This is a genomic window from Streptomyces sp. L7 (assembly GCF_050990935.1).
In the GTDB taxonomy this organism is placed as follows: Bacteria; Actinomycetota; Actinomycetes; order Actinomycetales; family Microbacteriaceae; genus Leifsonia.
The window spans coordinates 739,514-756,592 of record NZ_CP194644.1 but is presented as its reverse complement, the minus strand read 5'-3'; the positions used below and the strand labels follow the sequence as shown (position 1 = coordinate 756,592).

Sequence of the window (17,079 nt, the reverse complement as noted above, 5' to 3'; positions counted from 1 at the left end):
CGCGGCAGGCGGCGTCGGAGAGTCCTCAGGCGGTCAGCGCCGCCACCGCCTCCGCGAGCGGAAGCGTCGACCGCTCGCCGGTCCGGCGGTCCCACAGCTCGACCTCGCCGTCGCCGGCGCCGCGGCCGGCGACGAGCACGCGCGGGATGCCGATGAGCTCGGCGTCGCCGAACTTCACACCCGGCGACACCTTGGGACGGTCGTCCAGCAGCACCTCGAGGCCGGCGGCCTCCAGCTCTGCGGCGGCCTGCTCGGCCACCTCGAACGCGACGGCGTCGCGGCCCGCGGCCACCACGTGCACGTCGAACGGCGCGACCGCCGCCGGCCAGACCAGGCCCTTGTCGTCGTTGTTCTCCTCGGCGATGATCGCCAGGATGCGCGTGACGCCGATGCCGTAGGAGCCCATCGTCACCGTGACGAGCTTGCCGTTCTCGTCCAGCACCTTCAGGCCCAGCGCCTCGGCGTACTTGCGGCCGAGCTGGAAGACGTGGCCGATCTCCATGCCGCGCGCCAGCTCGACGGGACCGGAGCCGTCCGGAGCGGCGTCGCCCGGCTTCACCTCGGCGACCTCCACGGTGCCGTCCCAGGCGAAGTCGCGGCCGGCGACCAGTCCGAAGACATGCTTGCCGTGGACGTTCGCCCCGGTGATCCAGCCCGAGCCGTCGACCACCCGCGGGTCGACGACATAGCGGATGCCGGTCGAAGCCTCCTCGCCGAGCACAGGGCCCTCGGCCGACCAGGGGCCGATGTAGCCCTTCACCAGGCCGGGATGCGTGCGGAAGTCGTCCTCGGTCGCGGCGTCCACCTCCGCGGGCGCGAAGGCCACCTCGGCGCGCTTCAGATCGACTTCCCGGTCGCCGGGCAGGCCGACGACGACGAGCTCGCGCGTGCCGTCCAGGTGGGTGAGCGCCAGGACGACGTTCTTGAGCGTGTCCGCGGCGGTCCAGGCGCGGCCGTCCGGGCGCGGGTGCTTCTCGTTCGCGACGTCGACCAGGGTCTGGATGGTGGGCGTGTTCGGGGTGTCGAGCACCTCCTGCGGCGTCAGCTTCTCGTAGCCGCGTGTGGGCGGCACGAGCGTGGTGAAGGCCTCCACGTTGGCCGCGTAGCCGCCCGCCGAGCGCACGAAGGTGTCCTCGCCGACCGGGGTGGGGTGCAGGAACTCCTCGCTGCGGGAACCGCCCATCGCGCCGGCGTCGGCCTGCACGATCACGTAGTCGAGGCCGAGGCGGCCGAAGATGCGCTCGTAGGCGTCGCGCTGCGCCATGTAGCTGGTGTCGAGGCCCGCGTCGGTGTAGTCGAAGGAGTACGCGTCCTTCATGGTGAACTCGCGCCCGCGCAGCAGGCCGGCCCGGGGACGCGCCTCATCGCGGTACTTGTCCTGGATCTGGTAGATCGACAGCGGCAGGTCCTTGTACGACGAATAGAGGTCCTTGACCAGCAGGGTGAAGACCTCCTCGTGCGTGGGCGCGAGCAGGTAGTCGGCGTCCTTGCGGTCCTTGAGCCGGAAGATCCCGTCGCCGTACTCCTCCCAGCGGCCGGTCGCCTCGTAGGGTTCGCGCGGCAGCAGGGCGGGGAAGTGCACCTCGTGGGCGCCCGCGGCCGTCATCTCCTCGCGGATGATCTGCTCGATCCGCGCCTTCACCCGCAGCCCCAGCGGCAGCCACGCGAAGATGCCCGGCGCCTGGCGGCGGATGTAACCGGCGCGCACGAGGAGCTTGTGGCTGGTCACCTCCGCGTCGGAGGGGTCTTCACGGAGGGTGCGGAGGAAGTAGTTCGTCAGGCGAGTAGGCACCGTTCCATGTTAGTGGTGCGGTGGAGGTGGCCTTCCCGCACCGGCGGCGGGCGCTAGTGACCGACGGTGACCGTCGGCGCGCCGGAGGCGACCTGGGCGTCCTCCATCTCGGCGGCGATGCGGTTCGCCTCCTCGATGAGCGTCGCCACGATCTCGGCCTCCGGCACGGTCTTGATGACCTCGCCCTTGACGAAGATCTGGCCCTTGCCGTTGCCGCTGGCGACGCCGAGGTCGGCCTCGCGGGCCTCGCCCGGGCCGTTGACGACGCAGCCCATGACCGCGACGCGCAGCGGCACGCTCATGCCCTGCAGGCCCTCCGTGACGCTGTCGGCGAGGGTGTAGACGTCGACCTGGGCGCGGCCGCAGCTCGGGCAGGAGACGATCTCCAGCTTGCGCTCGCGGAGGTTGAGCGACTGCAGGATCTGCAGGCCCACCTTCACCTCCTCGGCCGGCGGCGCGGACAACGAGACGCGGATGGTGTCGCCGATGCCCTCCGACAGCAGGATGCCGAACGCGGTCGCGGACTTGATGGTGCCCTGGAACGCCGGGCCGGCCTCCGTCACGCCGAGGTGGAGGGGCCAGTCGCCTCGCTCGGCGAGCTGGCGGTACGCCTTCACCATCACGATCGGGTCGTTGTGCTTGACCGAGATCTTGAAGTCGTGGAAGTCGTGCTCCTCGAAGAGGCTGGCCTCCCAGACGGCGCTCTCGACCAGCGCCTCCGCGGTCGGCTTGCCGTACTTCTGCAGGAGGCTCGGCTCGAGCGAGCCCGCGTTGACGCCGATGCGCAGCGAGACGCCCGCGGCCTTGGCGTAGGCCGCGATCTTTCCGACCTGGTCGTCGAACTTGCGGATGTTGCCCGGGTTCACCCGCACGGCCGCGCAGCCGGCGTCGATCGCCGCATAGACGTAGTTGGGCTGGAAGTGGATGTCGGCGATGACCGGGATCTGGCTCTTCTTGGCGATGATCGGCAGCGCCTCGGCGTCGTCCCGGCTCGGCACGGCGACCCGGACGATGTCGCAGCCGGAGGCCGTCAGCTCGGCGATCTGCTGGAGGGTCGCGTTGATGTTCGTCGTCGGCGTCGTGCACATCGACTGGACGCTGACCGGGGCGTCGCCGCCGACCAGGACCTTTCCGACACGGATCTGGCGGGACTTGCGACGGGGTGCGAGGGTCTCGGGGACCTTGGGCATCCCCAGATTGATTGCTGCCACCCGACAATCCTACGCGGCCCGGTGGGAACCTCCTGGGCGTCGGGTGAGTGGAGCCCCCGCCCGCGTCAGCCGAACAGGTTGACCGGCTTGACGATGTCCGCGTACATCAGCAGCAGGCTCATGCCGCCCAGCACGACGACCACGGCCATCGTCAGGGGCATCAGCTTGGCCATGTCCACAGGCCCCGGGTCGCGCCGCTTGAACAGCTTCGCGATCGACCGGCGGAAGCCCTCCCAGAGAGCACCCGCGATGTGCCCGCCGTCGAGCGGCAGCAGCGGGATGAGGTTGAAGACGAACAGCGCGATGTTCAGCGACGCGAGGATGCCGATCATCGAGTAGACCTTGTCCACCACCGGCACGCCGTTGAGCGCGGTCAACTCCCCCGCCGCGCGGCCGACCCCGACCAGGCTGAGCGGGCCGTTCGGGTCGCGCGGCGCGGAGCCGAAGGCGGCGTTCCAGACGTCCACCATGCGCTGCGGCAGGTGGATGACGACGCCGACGACCGCTGAGGTCTGCGCGCCCACGGCGGGGAGGACGGAGGTGATGGGCTGCGGGACGAGCTTCTCCTCGGCTCCGATGCCGACGAAGCCGGCCTTCACGGTCTCCATGCTGCCGTCGGCGGCCTTGATCGCCTGCCCGTTCGCGTCGAGCCTGGCGACTGTGTTCGTCATCGGGGTGAGGACCATCGTGCGGTCCTGCCCGTCACGTCGGACCACGACCCTCAGCGGCACGTCCGCGGAGTCTCGGATGATGACCGTCGCCTGTTTCCACGAGCTGATCTTCGTCCCGTCGATACTGACGATGGTGTCGCCGGGCTTCAGCCCTGCCGCGGCGGCGGGAGCCTGCTTCGCGTCGGCGCCGCAGGTCTGGGAAGTGCTCGTAGTGGGCTGCACGCACTGACTGACCGACCCGATGGTCGTCGATGCCTGCGCCGTCCCGAACCCCATCAGCAGCACCCCGAACAGCACCACCGCGATCAGCAGGTTCATGAACGGCCCGCCGAACATGATGACGATGCGCTTCCACACCGGGAGGCGGTAGAAGGTGCGGCCCTCCTCGCCCTCCCCGACCGTCTCGGCGCTGGAGCTGCGGGCGTCCTGCACCATGGCCTGCATGAAGCCGGTGGTCGCGTTGCGGCCGCTGCCGCCCTCCTTGCCGGGCGGGAACATCCCGATCATCGAGATGTAGCCGCCGAGCGGAATCGCCTTGAGGCCGTACTCCGTCTCCCCGCGCTTGACCGAGAACAGCGTGCGGCCGAATCCGATCATGTACTGGGTGACCTTCACGCCGAACAGCTTGGCGGGGACCAGGTGGCCGATCTCGTGCAACGCGATCGAGAGCGCGACGCCCACCAGGATGATGACGACGCCGAGGATGAACAGGAGCACGGAATCCACATGCCCAGGCTAGCGGCGGACCCTTGGAGCGAACCCCACGAACCCTATGTGCACGTCAACCCTCGTCGAGGGACACGTAGACGCCCTTGAAACGGCGTTTCAGGGCATTGAGGTGCCCTTCGACGACGGTCAGCCGGCCAGGTGGGCGTCGGCAGCCGCGCGCGCCCAGCGCTCGGCTTCCGCCAGCGACTCCAGGGTCAGCTCGCCGGACGGCTCGTGCTCGTCCACGACACGCTCCACTGTGTCCACGATGTCCAGGTAGCCGATCGCGCCGGCGTGGAAGGCCGCGACCGCCTGCTCGTTGGCCGCGTTGAACACCGCCGGGTACGTGCCGCCCGCCGTCCCGACCCGCTTGGCGAGCGCCACGGCGGGGAACGCCTCGGTGTCGAGGGGCTCGAACGTCCAGGAGTGCGCCTGCGTCCAGTCCAGCGGCGCACCGATACCCGGCACCCGGTCGGGCCAGCCGAGGCCGAGCGAGATCGGGAGGCGCATGTCGGGCGGGGACGCCTGCGCGATGGTCGAGCCGTCCACGAACTCCACCATCGAGTGGATGACGGACTGCGGGTGCACCGTCACCTCGATCCGGTCGTAGGGGACGTCGAAGAGCAGGTGGGCCTCGATGACCTCGAGACCCTTGTTGACGAGGGTCGCCGAGTTGGTCGTCACGACCAGGCCCATGTCCCAGGTCGGGTGCGCCAGCGCCTCGGCCGGCGTGACGTCTCGGAGCGAGTCGCGCGAGCGGCCGCGGAAGGGGCCTCCCGACGCCGTCAGCACGAGCCGGCGCACCTCGTCGGCTGTGCCGGAGCGCAGAGCCTGGGCGAGCGCCGAGTGCTCCGAGTCGACCGGGACGAGCTGGCCGGGGGCCGCGGCCTGCTTCACCAGCGCGCCGCCGACGATCAGCGACTCCTTGTTGGCGAGCGCGAGCATCGCCCCGGTCTCCAGGGCCGCGAGCGTCGGGCCGAGCCCGACCGAGCCGGTGATGCCGTTGAGCACCACGTCCGCCTCGACCGAGTGGATCAGCCGCACCGCGTCGTCGGCGCCGAGTGCCGTGTCGCGCACGCCGAACCGCTCCGCCTGCTCGGCGAGGAGGTCGGCGTTGCGCCCGGCGGTGAGCCCGACCACGTCGAACCGGTCGGGGTTCGCCGCGATGACGTCGAGCGCCTGCGTGCCGATCGAGCCGGTCGAGCCGAGGATGACGACGCGGCGCGGCGCCATCAGCGTGTGGTCCCGAGGATGTCGACCACGAAGACCATGGTGTCGGTGCCCTTGATGTCGCCCTGGCCGGCCGCGCCGTAGCCGTCGGCGGGCGGCACGATCGTGATGACCTGCGAGCCGACTGTCTGGCCCTCGAGAGCCTTCTGGAAGCCCTTCACGACCTCCGTCGTCTTGAACGACGCCGTCTGGCCCCGGCTCCAGCTGGAGTCGAACATCTGGCCGTTCCGCCAGATCACGCCCTTGTACTGAACCGTGACCGTGTCGCCCGGCAGAACGGTCTCGCCCGAGCCCTTCTTCAGCTCAGCGACCCGCGTCTCCGTCGGCGGGTCGGCTTTCGGGATGGTGATGGTCGGCTCGCCCGTCTTGCTGAGCTTCACCGTCGGGAAGCCCGGGGTGGGAGGAACGGCCGTTCCGTTCGCCTTGGTGGGCAGCTTGGGCGGGATGTTGACGATGTCGGCCAGCAGCACGACGGGGGCGTTCTGCTTGAGGTTCAGCTGGGAGTAGGCCTTGCCGAAGGCCTGCTCGGCCGTGGCGGTCACGACGACCCGCGAGCCGACATTCAGGCACTCGACACCGCGGACGAAGCCCGGAAGCCACTTCGTGTCGTCGACCGGCGCATCGACTGCGGCCTGGGTGCCGAAGCCCTCGGGCGCGGCGAGCTCTTTACCCGTGGTGCCGTCGTATGCCGCAAGGGCGAGTCCGGCGGTCGCCCCCGCGTCGATCTTCTTGCCGGTGCCTTTCGTCACCACGGTGCGCTCGAGATCCGTGACCTTGAGCGGAGTCGGGAAGGTCACCGTCGGCGTCTGGTGGAATTCGCCGGAGACTTTGACGGAGTCGGAGGTCGAGCCCGACTTCACGTTCTGGCAGCTCGCGGCCGCAGCGGTGCTGGACGCCGTGGGAGAAGGCGACGAGGAGCTGCAGGCGGCGAGGCCGGCGACGACGAGGGCGGCTGTGAGGACGGAGAGGGATCTGCGCACGAGGAGCCAGTCTGCCTCATCCACCTAGGTCCCCGCTGAACGGACGCCTGAACAACGCCCATACGATGGAGGACATGACCCGCGACTTCTCCGTCCCTCAGTCCCGTCACGTCGTCACCGAGCTGCCCGGCCCGCGCTCGGTGGAGCTGCAGCAGCGCCGCGTCGCGTCGGTCAGCCGCGGCGCCGGGACGCTCGCGAACATCTACATGGAGTCCGGCTCGGGAGCGATCCTGGTCGACGTCGACGGCAACCGCTTGATCGACCTGGGCTGCGGCATCGGTGTGACCACCATCGGCCACGCGCACCCCGCCGTCGCCGCTGCCGCGGCCGAGCAGGCCGCGAAGCTCACCCACACGCTCTTCACCGTGACGCCGTACGAGAACTACGTGCGCGTCGCCGAGAAGCTGGCCGAGATCACGCCGGGCGACTTCGAGAAGCACAGCATCCTGGTCAACTCGGGCGCGGAGGCCGTGGAGAACGCGGTCAAGATCGCTCGCAAGTACACTGGCCGCCGCGCCATCGCGACCCTCGACCACGCCTTCCACGGCCGCACCAACCTGACGATGGCGATGACCTACCGCCCCTGGCCGGAGCGCGCGGGCATGGGCCCGTTCCCTGGCGAGATCTACAGCCTCCCGATCAGCTACCCGTTCCGCGACCCGGAGGGGATGACGGGCGAGGAGGCCGCGGACCGCACCATCGACTACATCGAGACGCACATCGGAGCCACCGAGCTGGCAGCGCTGTTCGTGGAGCCGGTGCAGGGCGACGGCGGCATCATCATCCCGGCGCCCGGCTACTTCACGCGCCTCTCGGAGTACTGCACCGAGAACGGCATCGTCTTCGTCGCCGACGAGATCCAAGCCGGCATCGGCCGCACCGGCACCTGGTACTCGATCGAGCACCACGGCGTCGTCCCCGATCTGATCACGTCCGCCAAGGGCATCGCGGGCGGTTTCCCGCTCGCAGCGGTGACCGGCCGCGCCGAGATCATGGATGCGGTCCAGCCCGGCGGCATCGGCGGAACGTTCGGCGGCAACCCGGTCTCCACCGCCGCAGCGCTCGCGGTCTTCGAGGCCTTCGAGCAGGAGGACCTGCTCGCCGAGGCGAAGCGCGTCGAGAAGGCGCTCTGGGCGCGGATCGGAGACTGGGCCGATCGCTTCCCCGTCGTCGGCGAGGTCCGCGGCGTCGGCGCGATGTTCGGCGTGGAGCTGGTCGTGCCCGGGACGAAGAAACCCAACCCTGATGCACTGAAGGCCGTGCTCGCGCATGCGACCGCCAACGGGGTCATCCCGCTGGATGCCGGCAGCTGGGACAGCGTCCTGCGGCTCTTGCCTTCGGTCGTCATCAGCGAGGAGCTGATCGACGACGCCGCCACCGTGATCGAAGAGGCGCTCGGCCGCCTCGGCTGACCCGCCCGGAGACGGAGCCCATGCGCCTCCCCCGCCGACGGCTCGGCGCCGCGGTCCTCGTGACCGCGGCGGTCCTCGCGGCGCTGCCCGCCGTCGGAGGCGCGCCCGCGGAGGACGCGCGGGCCGCGGCCCCGGGAGCGGCGGTGACGGTCGCGACGAAGCCCCGGCCTGCGTTCGACCCCGGCGACATCATCAGCGACGACAGCTTCTACAACCCGTATGCGATGACGGCCGACCAGGTGCAGCGCTTCCTGGACACCCGCGCGTGCACCCCCAAGGACGCCTCCCCGTGCCTGTCGGACTTCCGCATGGACGTGCCGCGCACCCCGGCCTCCGCCGAACGCTGCGCCGCCATCCCGGCGCAGAGGAACGAGCGGGCCAGCAGCATCGTCGTGCGCATCGCGCGGGCCTGCACGGTCAGCCCGCGTGTGCTCCTGGTGCTGCTGCAGAAGGAGCAGTCGCTGCTCACCACGCCGAGCGCGTCCGGGTACCAGAAGGCGACCGGGTACGCGTGCCCGGACACCGCGGCCTGCGACACGCGCTACTTCGGCTTCTTCAACCAGGTCTACCGCGCGGCGTGGCAGTTCCGGGAGTACACCGCGCACCCGACCGACTGGCGCTACCGGGTCGGCGCGAACCGGATCCAGTACCACCCCGACGCCGGCTGCGGGGCGAGCACGGTCACGGTCGTGAACCAGGCCACGGCGAACCTCTACAACTACACGCCGTACCAGCCCGACAAGCAGACGGTCGCACATCCGACCGGTCCGGGCGACGCGTGCTCGGCCTTCGGCAACCTCAACTTCTCGCGGCTGTACACCTCCTGGTTCGGCGACCCGCGCAGTGTGCGGTACCCGGGGCTCCAGCTCCCGTGCCTGATCTACACCGGAGGGTGGGGTTGCGCACCGCTGCGGCCGTTCGGGCGGTGACCGTCTCATGCCGTCCGTGGCATACGTCCGGGACTACCCTCGTTCTGTGAGTCAGACAGCACCCGGCGAAGGGCCCGAGGCGGAGGCGGAGGTCCTCCCGCGTCCGGGACTGACCTACTTCATCGGCCGCCGGGTGGTGGCGCCGCTGCTGCGCCTCATCTACCGGCCGCGCGTCATCGGCGCCCGCAACGTGCCGCGCCACGGCAAGATCATCCTGGCCAGCAACCACCTGTCGTTCATCGACTCGCTGGTCATCCCGATGACCTCGCCGCGCCGCGTGCAGTTCCTCGCCAAGTCGCACTACTTCGAGGGCACCGGGTTCAAGGGCGCGGTCTCGCGGTCGTTCTTCACCGCGATCGGCGCGGTCGGCGTCAAGCGCGGGGCCGGGCAGGCCGCCCAGGAGGCCCTGGAGCAGTCGCGCCGGATCATCGACACGGGCGCCGCCTTCGCGGTCTATCCGGAGGGGACCCGCTCGCTCGACGGCCGGCTCTACAAGGGCCGCACCGGGATCGGCTGGCTGGCGCTGACCACGGGGGCCAAGGTCGTCCCAGTGGGGCTGATCGGCACGAACGAGGTGCAGCCGGTCGGTGCGAAGTTCCCGCGCGTCCGCCGCATCACCATCGCGTTCGGCGAGCCGATCGACGTCGCGCACTACGGGCCCCCGGAGTCCGGCCGCGCACGCCGTCAGGCGACCGACGAGATCATGGCGGCCATCCACAAGCTCACCGGACAGGAGCTCGCGGGCACGTACAACGAGTCGCCGCCGGCGAACACGGTCGAGCGCGTCAAGCGCGCGTTGCGCCCCGAGCGCCTCTAGCGCTCGCTCCCTCTCGCCCCCGCGCGATTCCGCACGAATCTCGTCGCGCGCAGTCCGCGCGCTTCGGCACGAATGTCGTCGCGCGCAGTCCGCGCGCTTCGGCACGAATGCGGGGAATGCGGCGCGTTTTCGCGACATTCGGTACGAATGTCGTCAGCCAGAGTGGGGGTCAGGCGAGGGTGAGGAGCTCGGGCTCGTGAGCGACAGGGAAGTTGACGCTGGCGGCGATGAAGCACTTGGCCGACGCCGGCGCGTGCAGCGACGCCGCCAGCTCGGCCTGCGCCGGGTCGGCGATCGTCACCTTGGGCCGCAGCGTCGCGCCGGTGAAGTGGCCTCCACCGTCGTTCGTCTGCTCCATGACGCCCGTCGCGGCGTCCGTGTAGCCCACGACGACGACGCCCGCCCGGGCGGCCTCCGCCAGGTAGCTGAGCATGTGGCACTGGCTGAGCGCGGCGAGCAGCAGCTCCTCCGGGTTCCAGCGGTCCGTGTCGCCGAAGAAGGCGCGGTCGGCCGATCCCTCGATGGGGTGCTTGCCCTCGGTGCTCACCGTGTGGTCGCGGCCGTAGGACTTGTAGCCGCTGGTCCCCTCCCCGCGGTTGCCGGTCCACTGCAGGTCGATCGCATAGCGGTGCTCGAGCTTCATGGTTCGATTCTCGCACCCCGGCTAAACTGGCCATCATCATGACTGAGACCCTGAGCACGCCCACGTTCACCGTGGAGCAAGAACGCCGCATCGTCACCGCCGTCCCCGGCCCGAAGTCTCAGGAGCTGCATCAGCGCCGCCTCGCCGTGGTGCCGACCGGAGTCTCGTCGGCCCTGCCCGTGTACATCGCCCGCGCGAACGGCGCCATCCTGGTCGACGTCGACGGCAACCAGTTCGTCGACTTCGGCGCCGGCATCGGCGTGACCACGATCGGCCATACCGAGACCGCGGTCGTCGCGGCCGCCGCCGATCAGCTTCAGGACGTCATCCACACGCTCTTCACCATCACGCCGTACGAGGAGTATGTGCGCGTCGCCGAACTCCTCGCCGCGCACACCCCGGGCGACCACGCGAAGAAGACCGTGCTGGTCAACTCCGGCGCGGAGGCCGTCGAGAACGGCGTCAAGATCGCCCGCAAGCACACCGGCCGCCGCGCCGTCGCCGTGCTCGACCACGCGTACCACGGCCGCACCAACCTCACGATGGCGATGAACTACAAGGCCATGCCGTACGCGACCGGCTTCGGCCCGTTCGCCGGCGACGTCTATCACGCGCCCAACTCCTACCCGTACCGCGACGGACTGAGCGGCGCCGAGGCGGCCGCGCGCACCATCGCATACCTCGAGAAGGTCGTCGGAGCGACCGACCTGGCCTGCCTCGTCGCCGAGCCGATCCAGGGCGAGGGCGGCTTCGTCGTCCCGGCCGAGGGCTACCTCGCGGCGCTGCAGGAGTGGTGCACGGCCAACGGCGTCGTCTTCATCGCCGACGAGATCCAGAGCGGCATGGCCCGCACCGGCGCGTTCTTCGCCAGCGAGCACTTCGGCCTCGTGCCCGACCTGGTGCTCAGCGCCAAGGGCATCGCGGGAGGACTCCCGCTCGCCGCCGTCACCGGCCGCGCCGAGATCATGGACTCCGCCCAGCCCGGCGGCCTCGGCGGCACCTTCGGCGGCAACCCCGTCGCCGCGGCGGCCGCCATCGCGGTCTTCGAGCAGATCGAGAAGGGCGACCTCCTCGCCCGCGGCGCACGCATCGAGAAGGCCCTCAAGCCCGCGCTGGAGGAGCTGAAGGCGAAGTACGACATCATCGGCGACGTGCGCGGCATCGGCGCGATGGTCGCGATCGAGCTGGTCCAGCCGGGCACCGGCGAGACCACCAAGATCCCGAACCCGGAGGCAGTGAACGCGATCGTCGCCTACGCGGCGCAGCACGGCATCCTGTTCCTCAACGCCGGCACCTTCGGCAACGTGCTCCGCTTCCTGCCGAGCCTCGCCGTGAGCGACGAGCTCATCGCGGATGCGATGTCCGTCCTCGACGACGCGTTCGCCGCGCTGTGACGCCGGAGGTCGCCGTGACTTCGGAGGTCTTCGGCACCGCCGAGGCGGTGGAGCTGGCGGTCGTCGAGCGCAGCGGGTTCATCGAGTCCCGTCACGCCGGGTCCGCCGTGGTGCTCGGCCCGGACGGCGCCGTCGTCCGCTCGCTCGGGGCGCCGGAGAAGCCGGTGTTCCCGCGCTCGTCTCTGAAGCCGTTCCAAGCTGTGGCGGTCATGGGCGCGGGCGCGACCCTGGAGGGCGCGGGCGCCGTGCTCGCCACAGCGAGCCACGCGGGCACTCCCGCGCACATCTCGGTGGTGCGAGGACTGCTCGCGCAGGCCCAGCTCACCGAGGACGCTCTGCACTGCCCCGCGGACTGGCCGCTGGACGGCGCATCGCGTGAGAACGCGATCCGCGAGGGCGGCCAGCGCAGCCCGGTGTACATGAACTGTTCGGGCAAGCACGCCGCGATGCTGCTGGCCTGTCGGGTGAACCACTGGCCGATGGAGAGCTACCTCAGCCAGCAGCACCCGCTGCAGCAGCACATCCGCGACACCACGGAGCGACTGACCGGCGAGAAGGTCGTCGCGACCGGGGTCGACGGCTGCGGAGCTCCCGTGCACGCGATGTCGCTGCTGGCGCTCGCGCGCGGCATCCAGCGGATCGGCACGGCGTCGGAGGGCTCGCCCTTCGCGCTCTACCGCAATGCGGCCCTGCTGCGGACCGCGGTGCTCGCCAACGGCTGGGCCATCGACGGTCCGGGCCGCGCCAACACCGTCGTGATCGATGAGCTCGGGATCTTCGCCAAGCTCGGCGCCGAGGGTGTCATGGTCATGGCCGCGCCGGACGGCACCACCGTCAGCCTCAAGGTCCTCGACGGCAGCCTGCGCGCGGCCTCCATCGTCGCTCTGTCGCTGCTGGCGGACGCGGGCGCGATCGAGCGCACCGCGGTGGACGCCGTCGCCCCGAAGCTGGACCTCGCGGTCCTCGGCAACGGCGTCCCCGTCGGCCAGATCCGCGCCTCCTACACGCGCTGACCTCCCGCCGGAGGGGTCACTGGGTGGCGCGGGCGAGGCGCTTGGCGCGGGCGGCCGCGGTGAGCTGGGAGATCAGCACGACCAGGATCGTCAGGATGAACACTGCCGACGCGATCACGTTCGCCTGGGCCGGGATGCCGCGCGACGCCGCGATGTAGATGTACATCGGGAACGTCGTCACCGCTCCGGCGTTGAAGTTCGTGATGATGAAGTCGTCGAAGCTCAGCGAGAACGACAGCAGTGCGGCCGACAGGATGCCCGGCAGCAGCAGCGGGAACGTGATCCGCCAGAACACTGCGTTCGGCGACCCGTACAGGTCGCGTCCGGCCTCCTCCAGCGCCGGGTCGAGCGAGGCGACGCGTGCCTTCACCGTCACCACCACGAAGCTGATGCAGAACATGACGTGGGCGATGATGATCGTCCCGAAGCCCTTGTTCACACTCAGGCTCAGGAACTGCGCCGCGAGTCCTGCGCCGAGCACGACCTCCGGGCTCGCCATCGGCAGGAACAGCAGCAGGCTGGTCTGCGAGCGGAACCGGAACCGGTAGCGCATCAGCGCGATCGCGATCATGGTGCCGAGCACCGTCGCGATCACCGTCGAGACGATGCCGATGATGATCGAGGCGGTGAAGGCGTCGCAGATGCCGGCCGCGTCGCACACGTTGGTCCAGTTGCGGAGGGTGAAGCCGCGCCAGGCGATGTTGTTCTTGATCGCGTCGTTGAACGAGAACACGAACGTGTACACGATCGGGATCAGCAGGAACGCCAGCGCCAGGAAGGCGTACACGCCGAGCCCGAGCCCCTGGAACCGGAACCGGGGGCGCGAGCGCGTGGTCGTCGTGGTCGTCACAGCAGGTCCTCCGTCCCGCTCCGCCGCACGTAGAACCCGACGATCACCAGGATGACCGCCATCAGAATGACCGACATCGCCGCCGCCGCCGGATAGTTCTGCAGCACCAGGAAGTTGCTCTCGATGACGTTGCCCATCATCGAGGTGTCCGCGGCGCCGAGGAAGTCCTGCGACGCGTTGATGTAGTCGCCGGCAGCCGGGATGAAGGTCAGCAGCGTCCCGGAGACGATGCCGGGCATCGACAGCGGGACGGTGATCTTTCGGAACGTCATCCAGTTGCTCGCGTAGAGGTCGCGCCCCGCCTCGAGCAACCGGGTGTCCAGCCGCTCCAGCGTCGAGTACAGCGGCAGCGTCATGAACGGGATGAAGTTGTATGTCAGACCGAAGATGACCGAGAACGGCGTGCCGGTGATGTGGGCGTCCGGCGGAAGGATGCTGAGCGCCTTCAGCGAGCTCGCCACCCAGCCGTCGTCGCTGAGGATCGACTTCCAGGCGAGGGTCCGCAGCAGGAAGCTGATGAAGAACGGCGCGATGACGAGGGTCATCAGCAGGTTCTGCAGCACGGGCTTCGACCGCATCTTCACGCCGATGAAGTACGCCAGCGGGTAGCTGATCACGAGCGCCGCCGCGGTGGCGATCAGCGCGTAGCCGAACGAGCGCAGGATCTGCGGCCAGTACTCGGAGATCGCGTCGGTGTAGTTCTGCCACTGGAACGCCGCGACGTACTGCCCGATGTCGCCCTCCGGCGCAGGCGTCTGGAACGACGTGATGATGAGCGAGACGAGCGGGGTCAGGAAGAACAGCACCAGGTACAGCACGCCGGGCAGCAGCAGGACCAGCGCGATCCCCGACTTGCGCCGCGCCGGAGGCTCCTGGTCCTGGGTTGCGGGAGCCCCGGTGAACGCGGCGATGGCCATCTACGCCTCCTCCAGCTCGGACAGCAGCCGCTCCTTCGCCTGCGCCGCCACCGACTGCGTGTCGGTGTCGTCCGCGAATCTCCCGTCGGCCGGCGGCTCGTCGGCCAGCACGAAGGTGTGGGAGGCCTCCCACGACACCCAGACCTCGTCGCCGAAGCCGGCGGCCGGGCCGCTCGCGAGGTTCTGCGCGAACACGATCACCGTGCCGATGCCCGGCATGTCCACGAGGTACTGCGTGCTCACGCCGCTGAACGAGACGTCGATGACCCGGCCGGGGCCGAGCCGGTTCGCACCGGGCGGGATCGTGTGCTCCCCCGCGTGCAGCGTCAGCTTCTCCGGGCGTACGCCCACGGTGACCGTGCCGGAGCTGCGCTGGGCCCGGGTCCGCGGCACCTGGATGCGCCGGCCGCCGACCTCCACGCCGAGCGTTTCGCCCGCGCTGTCGATGACGGGACCGGCGAAGAGGTTCGACTGGCCGAGGAAGTTCGCCACGAACACCGTCGACGGCAGCTCGTAGAGCAGCTCCGGCGCGCCCATCTGCTCGATCCGGCCCTTGTTCATGACCGCGACCGTGTCGGCCATCGTCATGGCCTCCTCCTGGTCGTGCGTGACGTGCACGAAGGTCAGGCCGACCTCGGTCTGGATCGACTTCAGCTCGAGCTGCATCTGGCGGCGCAGCTTGAGGTCCAGCGCACCGAGCGGCTCGTCGAGGAGCAGCAGCGCGGGCCGGTTCACGACCGCGCGGGCGAGCGCGACGCGCTGCTGCTGGCCACCGGAGAGCTGCGACGGGCGGCGCGCCGCCAGGTGGTCGAGCTCCACCAACCGCAGCGCTTGGTGCGCCTTGGCGACCGGGTCGCCGATCCGGCGCCGGCGGAGGCCGAACGCCACGTTCTCCAGGATCGTCATGTGCGGGAAGAGCGCATAGCTCTGGAACACCGTGTTCACCGGCCGCTGGAACGGCTTGGTGCTGGTGACGTCCTTCCCGCCGATGAGGATGCGACCCGCCGTCGGTTCCTCGAGGCCCGCGACCAGCCGGAGCGTCGTCGTCTTGCCGCAGCCGCTCGGGCCGAGCAGGGCGAAGAACGACCCGGCAGGGATCGTCAGGTCGAGGCTCTCGATGGCGGTGAACCCGGGGAACCGCTTCGTGATGCCGACGAGTTGCAGGTCGGCGCCCGACTCGGCGAAGACTCCCTTCGGCATCAGGCCCCCAGGATCACTTTCTGGAACGACGCCTGGTACTTCTGCTCCTCCGCCGGCGTGAGGCTGCGGAAGATCTTCACCTTCGACAGCGTCTCGCTGTCGGGGAAGATGAGCTGGTTCTCGGCGAGGTTCGGGTCGATCTTGACCGCGGCCTCCTTGGCGCCCTGCACCGGCGTGATGTAGTTGACCCAGGCGGCGACCTCGGCGGCGACCTCCGGCTCGTAGTAGTAGTCGATCAGCTTCTCGGCGTTCGCCTTGCGGGGTGAGCCGATCGGGATGACGAAGTTGTCGCTCCACAGGGTGCCGCCGGCCTCCGGGATCGCGAACTGCCAGTTGTCGCCTGCCTCGGCGTTGAGCTGGGTGATGTCGCCGGACCAGCAGATCGCCGCGAGGGTGTCGCCGGACTTGAGGTCGTTGAGGTACGAGTTGCCCTTGATGTTGCGGATCTGGCCGTCGTTGACCTTCTGGGTCAGTGTGTCGATGGCCTTGTTGTAGTCGTCGTCGCTGAAGTGCTTCGAGATGTCGACGCCCTGCTGCAGCAGGAGCAGGCCCATCGTGTCGCGCATCTCGCTGAGCACACCGACCTTGCCCTTGAGGTCGGGCTTCCACAGGTCCTCGATCGACTTCAGGCCGTTCGGCAGCTTCGACTTGTTCCAGCAGATGCCCGCGAAGCCGCTCTGCCACGGCAGCGACTTCTTCCGGCCCGGATCGAAGTCGACATCGACGAGGTTCGAGGTGAGGTTCTTCTTGTTCGGGATGGCCGAGGAGTCGAAGCTCTGGACGTAGCCGAGGCGGATCCACCGGGCGATCATCCAGTCGGTGAGGCAGACGGTGTCGGCGCCGATGTCCTTGCCGAGTGCGAGCTGGTCCTTCACCTTGGCGTAGTACGTGTTGTTGTCGTCCACGGCGACGTCGTACTTGACCGACATGCCGGTCTGTTTCTGGAAGGCCTCCAGCGTCGGGTACTTTCCGTTCGCGTCCTGGTCGAGGTACGCCTGCCAGTTCGCCCAGGTGAGCGTCTTGTCGGTGGACGACTGGTCCTTCGCCGGGGTGGGCTTGCCCGACGCGCCGCCGGTCGAGCAGGCGGCCAGCGCGAGCGCTGCCGCGCCGGCCGTCGCGCCGGCCAGCAGACCGCGGCGGGTGAGCTGCGACGCGCGGGCGGACTGGACCAGCCGGCGGATCATCGGGTCTTCAGGGAGTGGCCTTGAATTCACTGCGGAGCTCCTTCGGGTCTATCTGGTGTTGCCTGGAGGGCTGTCCGCCGGAAGCACGTCGTCGTGCCGCCGCGGTGGGTCGATCCTGGCATAGGACC

15 protein-coding genes are annotated in these 17,079 nt (G+C 69.7%); 5 read left to right on the top strand and 10 right to left on the bottom strand.

Features of this window, described 5'->3' with window-relative positions:
• Positions 1-25: 25 nt before the first annotated feature.
• The 5 genes from ACR5MH_RS03715 to ACR5MH_RS03695 all read right to left on the bottom strand — a co-directional run bounded on the left by ACR5MH_RS03715 (position 26) and on the right by ACR5MH_RS03695 (position 6,616).
• On the bottom strand, positions 26-1,792 hold the full coding sequence (locus tag ACR5MH_RS03715; RefSeq protein ID WP_431346553.1) for a proline--tRNA ligase: 1,767 nt from the start codon (positions 1,790-1,792) through the stop codon (positions 26-28).
• 53 nt (positions 1,793-1,845) lie between these two features.
• Positions 1,846-3,003, bottom strand: coding sequence for a flavodoxin-dependent (E)-4-hydroxy-3-methylbut-2-enyl-diphosphate synthase (ispG, locus tag ACR5MH_RS03710; RefSeq protein ID WP_433862307.1), 1,158 nt, complete (start codon positions 3,001-3,003; stop codon positions 1,846-1,848).
• A 65-nt stretch (positions 3,004-3,068) separates the two neighbouring features.
• Positions 3,069-4,400 (bottom strand): M50 family metallopeptidase, encoded by a 1,332-nt coding sequence (locus ACR5MH_RS03705; protein WP_433862306.1) that lies wholly within the window; start codon positions 4,398-4,400, stop codon positions 3,069-3,071.
• Positions 4,401-4,529: 129 nt separating this feature from the next.
• Positions 4,530-5,615: a 1-deoxy-D-xylulose-5-phosphate reductoisomerase gene (gene dxr / locus ACR5MH_RS03700; protein WP_431346554.1), complete on the bottom strand. Its 1,086-nt coding sequence runs from the start codon at positions 5,613-5,615 to the stop codon at positions 4,530-4,532.
• Entirely contained in the window at positions 5,615-6,616 is a 1,002-nt protein-coding gene (locus tag ACR5MH_RS03695) for an FKBP-type peptidyl-prolyl cis-trans isomerase (protein ID WP_433862305.1), read from the bottom strand. The genes dxr and ACR5MH_RS03695 overlap by 1 nt, the downstream gene beginning before the upstream one ends.
• 41 nt (positions 6,617-6,657) lie before the next feature.
• Between ACR5MH_RS03695 and ACR5MH_RS03690 the strand changes: the two genes are divergently transcribed.
• The 3 genes from ACR5MH_RS03690 to ACR5MH_RS03680 are packed head-to-tail and all read left to right on the top strand — an operon-like array spanning position 6,658 to position 9,750.
• Positions 6,658-8,004, top strand: a complete 1,347-nt coding sequence (locus ACR5MH_RS03690; RefSeq protein WP_431346556.1) for an aminotransferase class III-fold pyridoxal phosphate-dependent enzyme — start codon at positions 6,658-6,660, stop codon at positions 8,002-8,004.
• 20 nt (positions 8,005-8,024) lie between these two features.
• Positions 8,025-8,933: a hypothetical protein gene (locus ACR5MH_RS03685; protein WP_433862304.1), complete on the top strand. Its 909-nt coding sequence runs from the start codon at positions 8,025-8,027 to the stop codon at positions 8,931-8,933.
• Positions 8,934-8,979: 46 nt separating this feature from the next.
• A complete protein-coding gene (locus ACR5MH_RS03680; RefSeq protein ID WP_433862303.1) occupies positions 8,980-9,750 on the top strand; it encodes a lysophospholipid acyltransferase family protein in 771 nt (256 codons plus the stop codon).
• A 169-nt stretch (positions 9,751-9,919) separates the two neighbouring features.
• On the opposite strand, the gene ACR5MH_RS03675 is transcribed toward ACR5MH_RS03680, so the two are convergent.
• Positions 9,920-10,393, bottom strand: coding sequence for an OsmC family protein (locus ACR5MH_RS03675; RefSeq protein WP_431346011.1), 474 nt, complete (start codon positions 10,391-10,393; stop codon positions 9,920-9,922).
• Positions 10,394-10,431: 38 nt separating this feature from the next.
• Here ACR5MH_RS03675 and gabT point away from each other — a divergent pair, with 38 nt between their 5' ends.
• Positions 10,432-11,787, top strand: a complete 1,356-nt coding sequence (gene gabT, locus ACR5MH_RS03670; protein WP_431346010.1) for a 4-aminobutyrate--2-oxoglutarate transaminase — start codon at positions 10,432-10,434, stop codon at positions 11,785-11,787.
• A gap of 14 nt (positions 11,788-11,801) precedes the next feature.
• Positions 11,802-12,800 carry an asparaginase gene (locus ACR5MH_RS03665; protein WP_433862302.1) on the top strand — a complete coding sequence of 333 codons (999 nt, stop codon included), beginning with the start codon at positions 11,802-11,804 and terminating at the stop codon, positions 12,798-12,800.
• Positions 12,801-12,816: 16 nt separating this feature from the next.
• Here ACR5MH_RS03665 and ACR5MH_RS03660 read toward each other — a convergent pair whose 3' ends face one another.
• Genes ACR5MH_RS03660 through ACR5MH_RS03645 form a run of 4 tightly spaced genes read right to left on the bottom strand, consistent with a single transcriptional unit; the run spans position 12,817 to position 16,981 of the window.
• The gene (locus ACR5MH_RS03660; protein ID WP_433862600.1) at positions 12,817-13,587 is read right to left on the bottom strand and encodes an ABC transporter permease; all 771 of its coding nucleotides are present in this window, start codon (positions 13,585-13,587) and stop codon (positions 12,817-12,819) included.
• A 59-nt stretch (positions 13,588-13,646) separates the two neighbouring features.
• A complete protein-coding gene (locus ACR5MH_RS03655) occupies positions 13,647-14,561 on the bottom strand; it encodes an ABC transporter permease (protein ID WP_433862599.1) in 915 nt (304 codons plus the stop codon).
• Positions 14,562-14,567: 6 nt separating this feature from the next.
• On the bottom strand, positions 14,568-15,767 hold the full coding sequence (locus ACR5MH_RS03650; protein WP_431346006.1) for an ABC transporter ATP-binding protein: 1,200 nt from the start codon (positions 15,765-15,767) through the stop codon (positions 14,568-14,570).
• Positions 15,767-16,981, bottom strand: coding sequence for an ABC transporter substrate-binding protein (locus ACR5MH_RS03645; protein WP_433862301.1), 1,215 nt, complete (start codon positions 16,979-16,981; stop codon positions 15,767-15,769). Before ACR5MH_RS03645 ends, ACR5MH_RS03650 begins: the two co-directional genes overlap by 1 nt.
• Positions 16,982-17,079: the final 98 nt, after the last annotated feature.

Excerpts from the sequence above, each read along its gene's own strand:
- ACR5MH_RS03685 (WP_433862304.1), top strand. The coding sequence starts at position 8,025 with ATGCGCCTCCCCCGCCGACGGCTCGGCGCCGCGGTCCTCGTGACCGCG.
- ACR5MH_RS03675 (WP_431346011.1), bottom strand. The coding sequence starts at position 10,393 with ATGAAGCTCGAGCACCGCTATGCGATCGACCTGCAGTGGACCGGCAAC.
- gabT (WP_431346010.1), top strand. The coding sequence starts at position 10,432 with ATGACTGAGACCCTGAGCACGCCCACGTTCACCGTGGAGCAAGAACGC.
- ACR5MH_RS03650 (WP_431346006.1), bottom strand. The coding sequence starts at position 15,767 with ATGCCGAAGGGAGTCTTCGCCGAGTCGGGCGCCGACCTGCAACTCGTC.
- ACR5MH_RS03690 (WP_431346556.1), top strand. The coding sequence starts at position 6,658 with ATGGAGGACATGACCCGCGACTTCTCCGTCCCTCAGTCCCGTCACGTC.
- dxr (WP_431346554.1), bottom strand. The coding sequence starts at position 5,615 with ATGGCGCCGCGCCGCGTCGTCATCCTCGGCTCGACCGGCTCGATCGGC.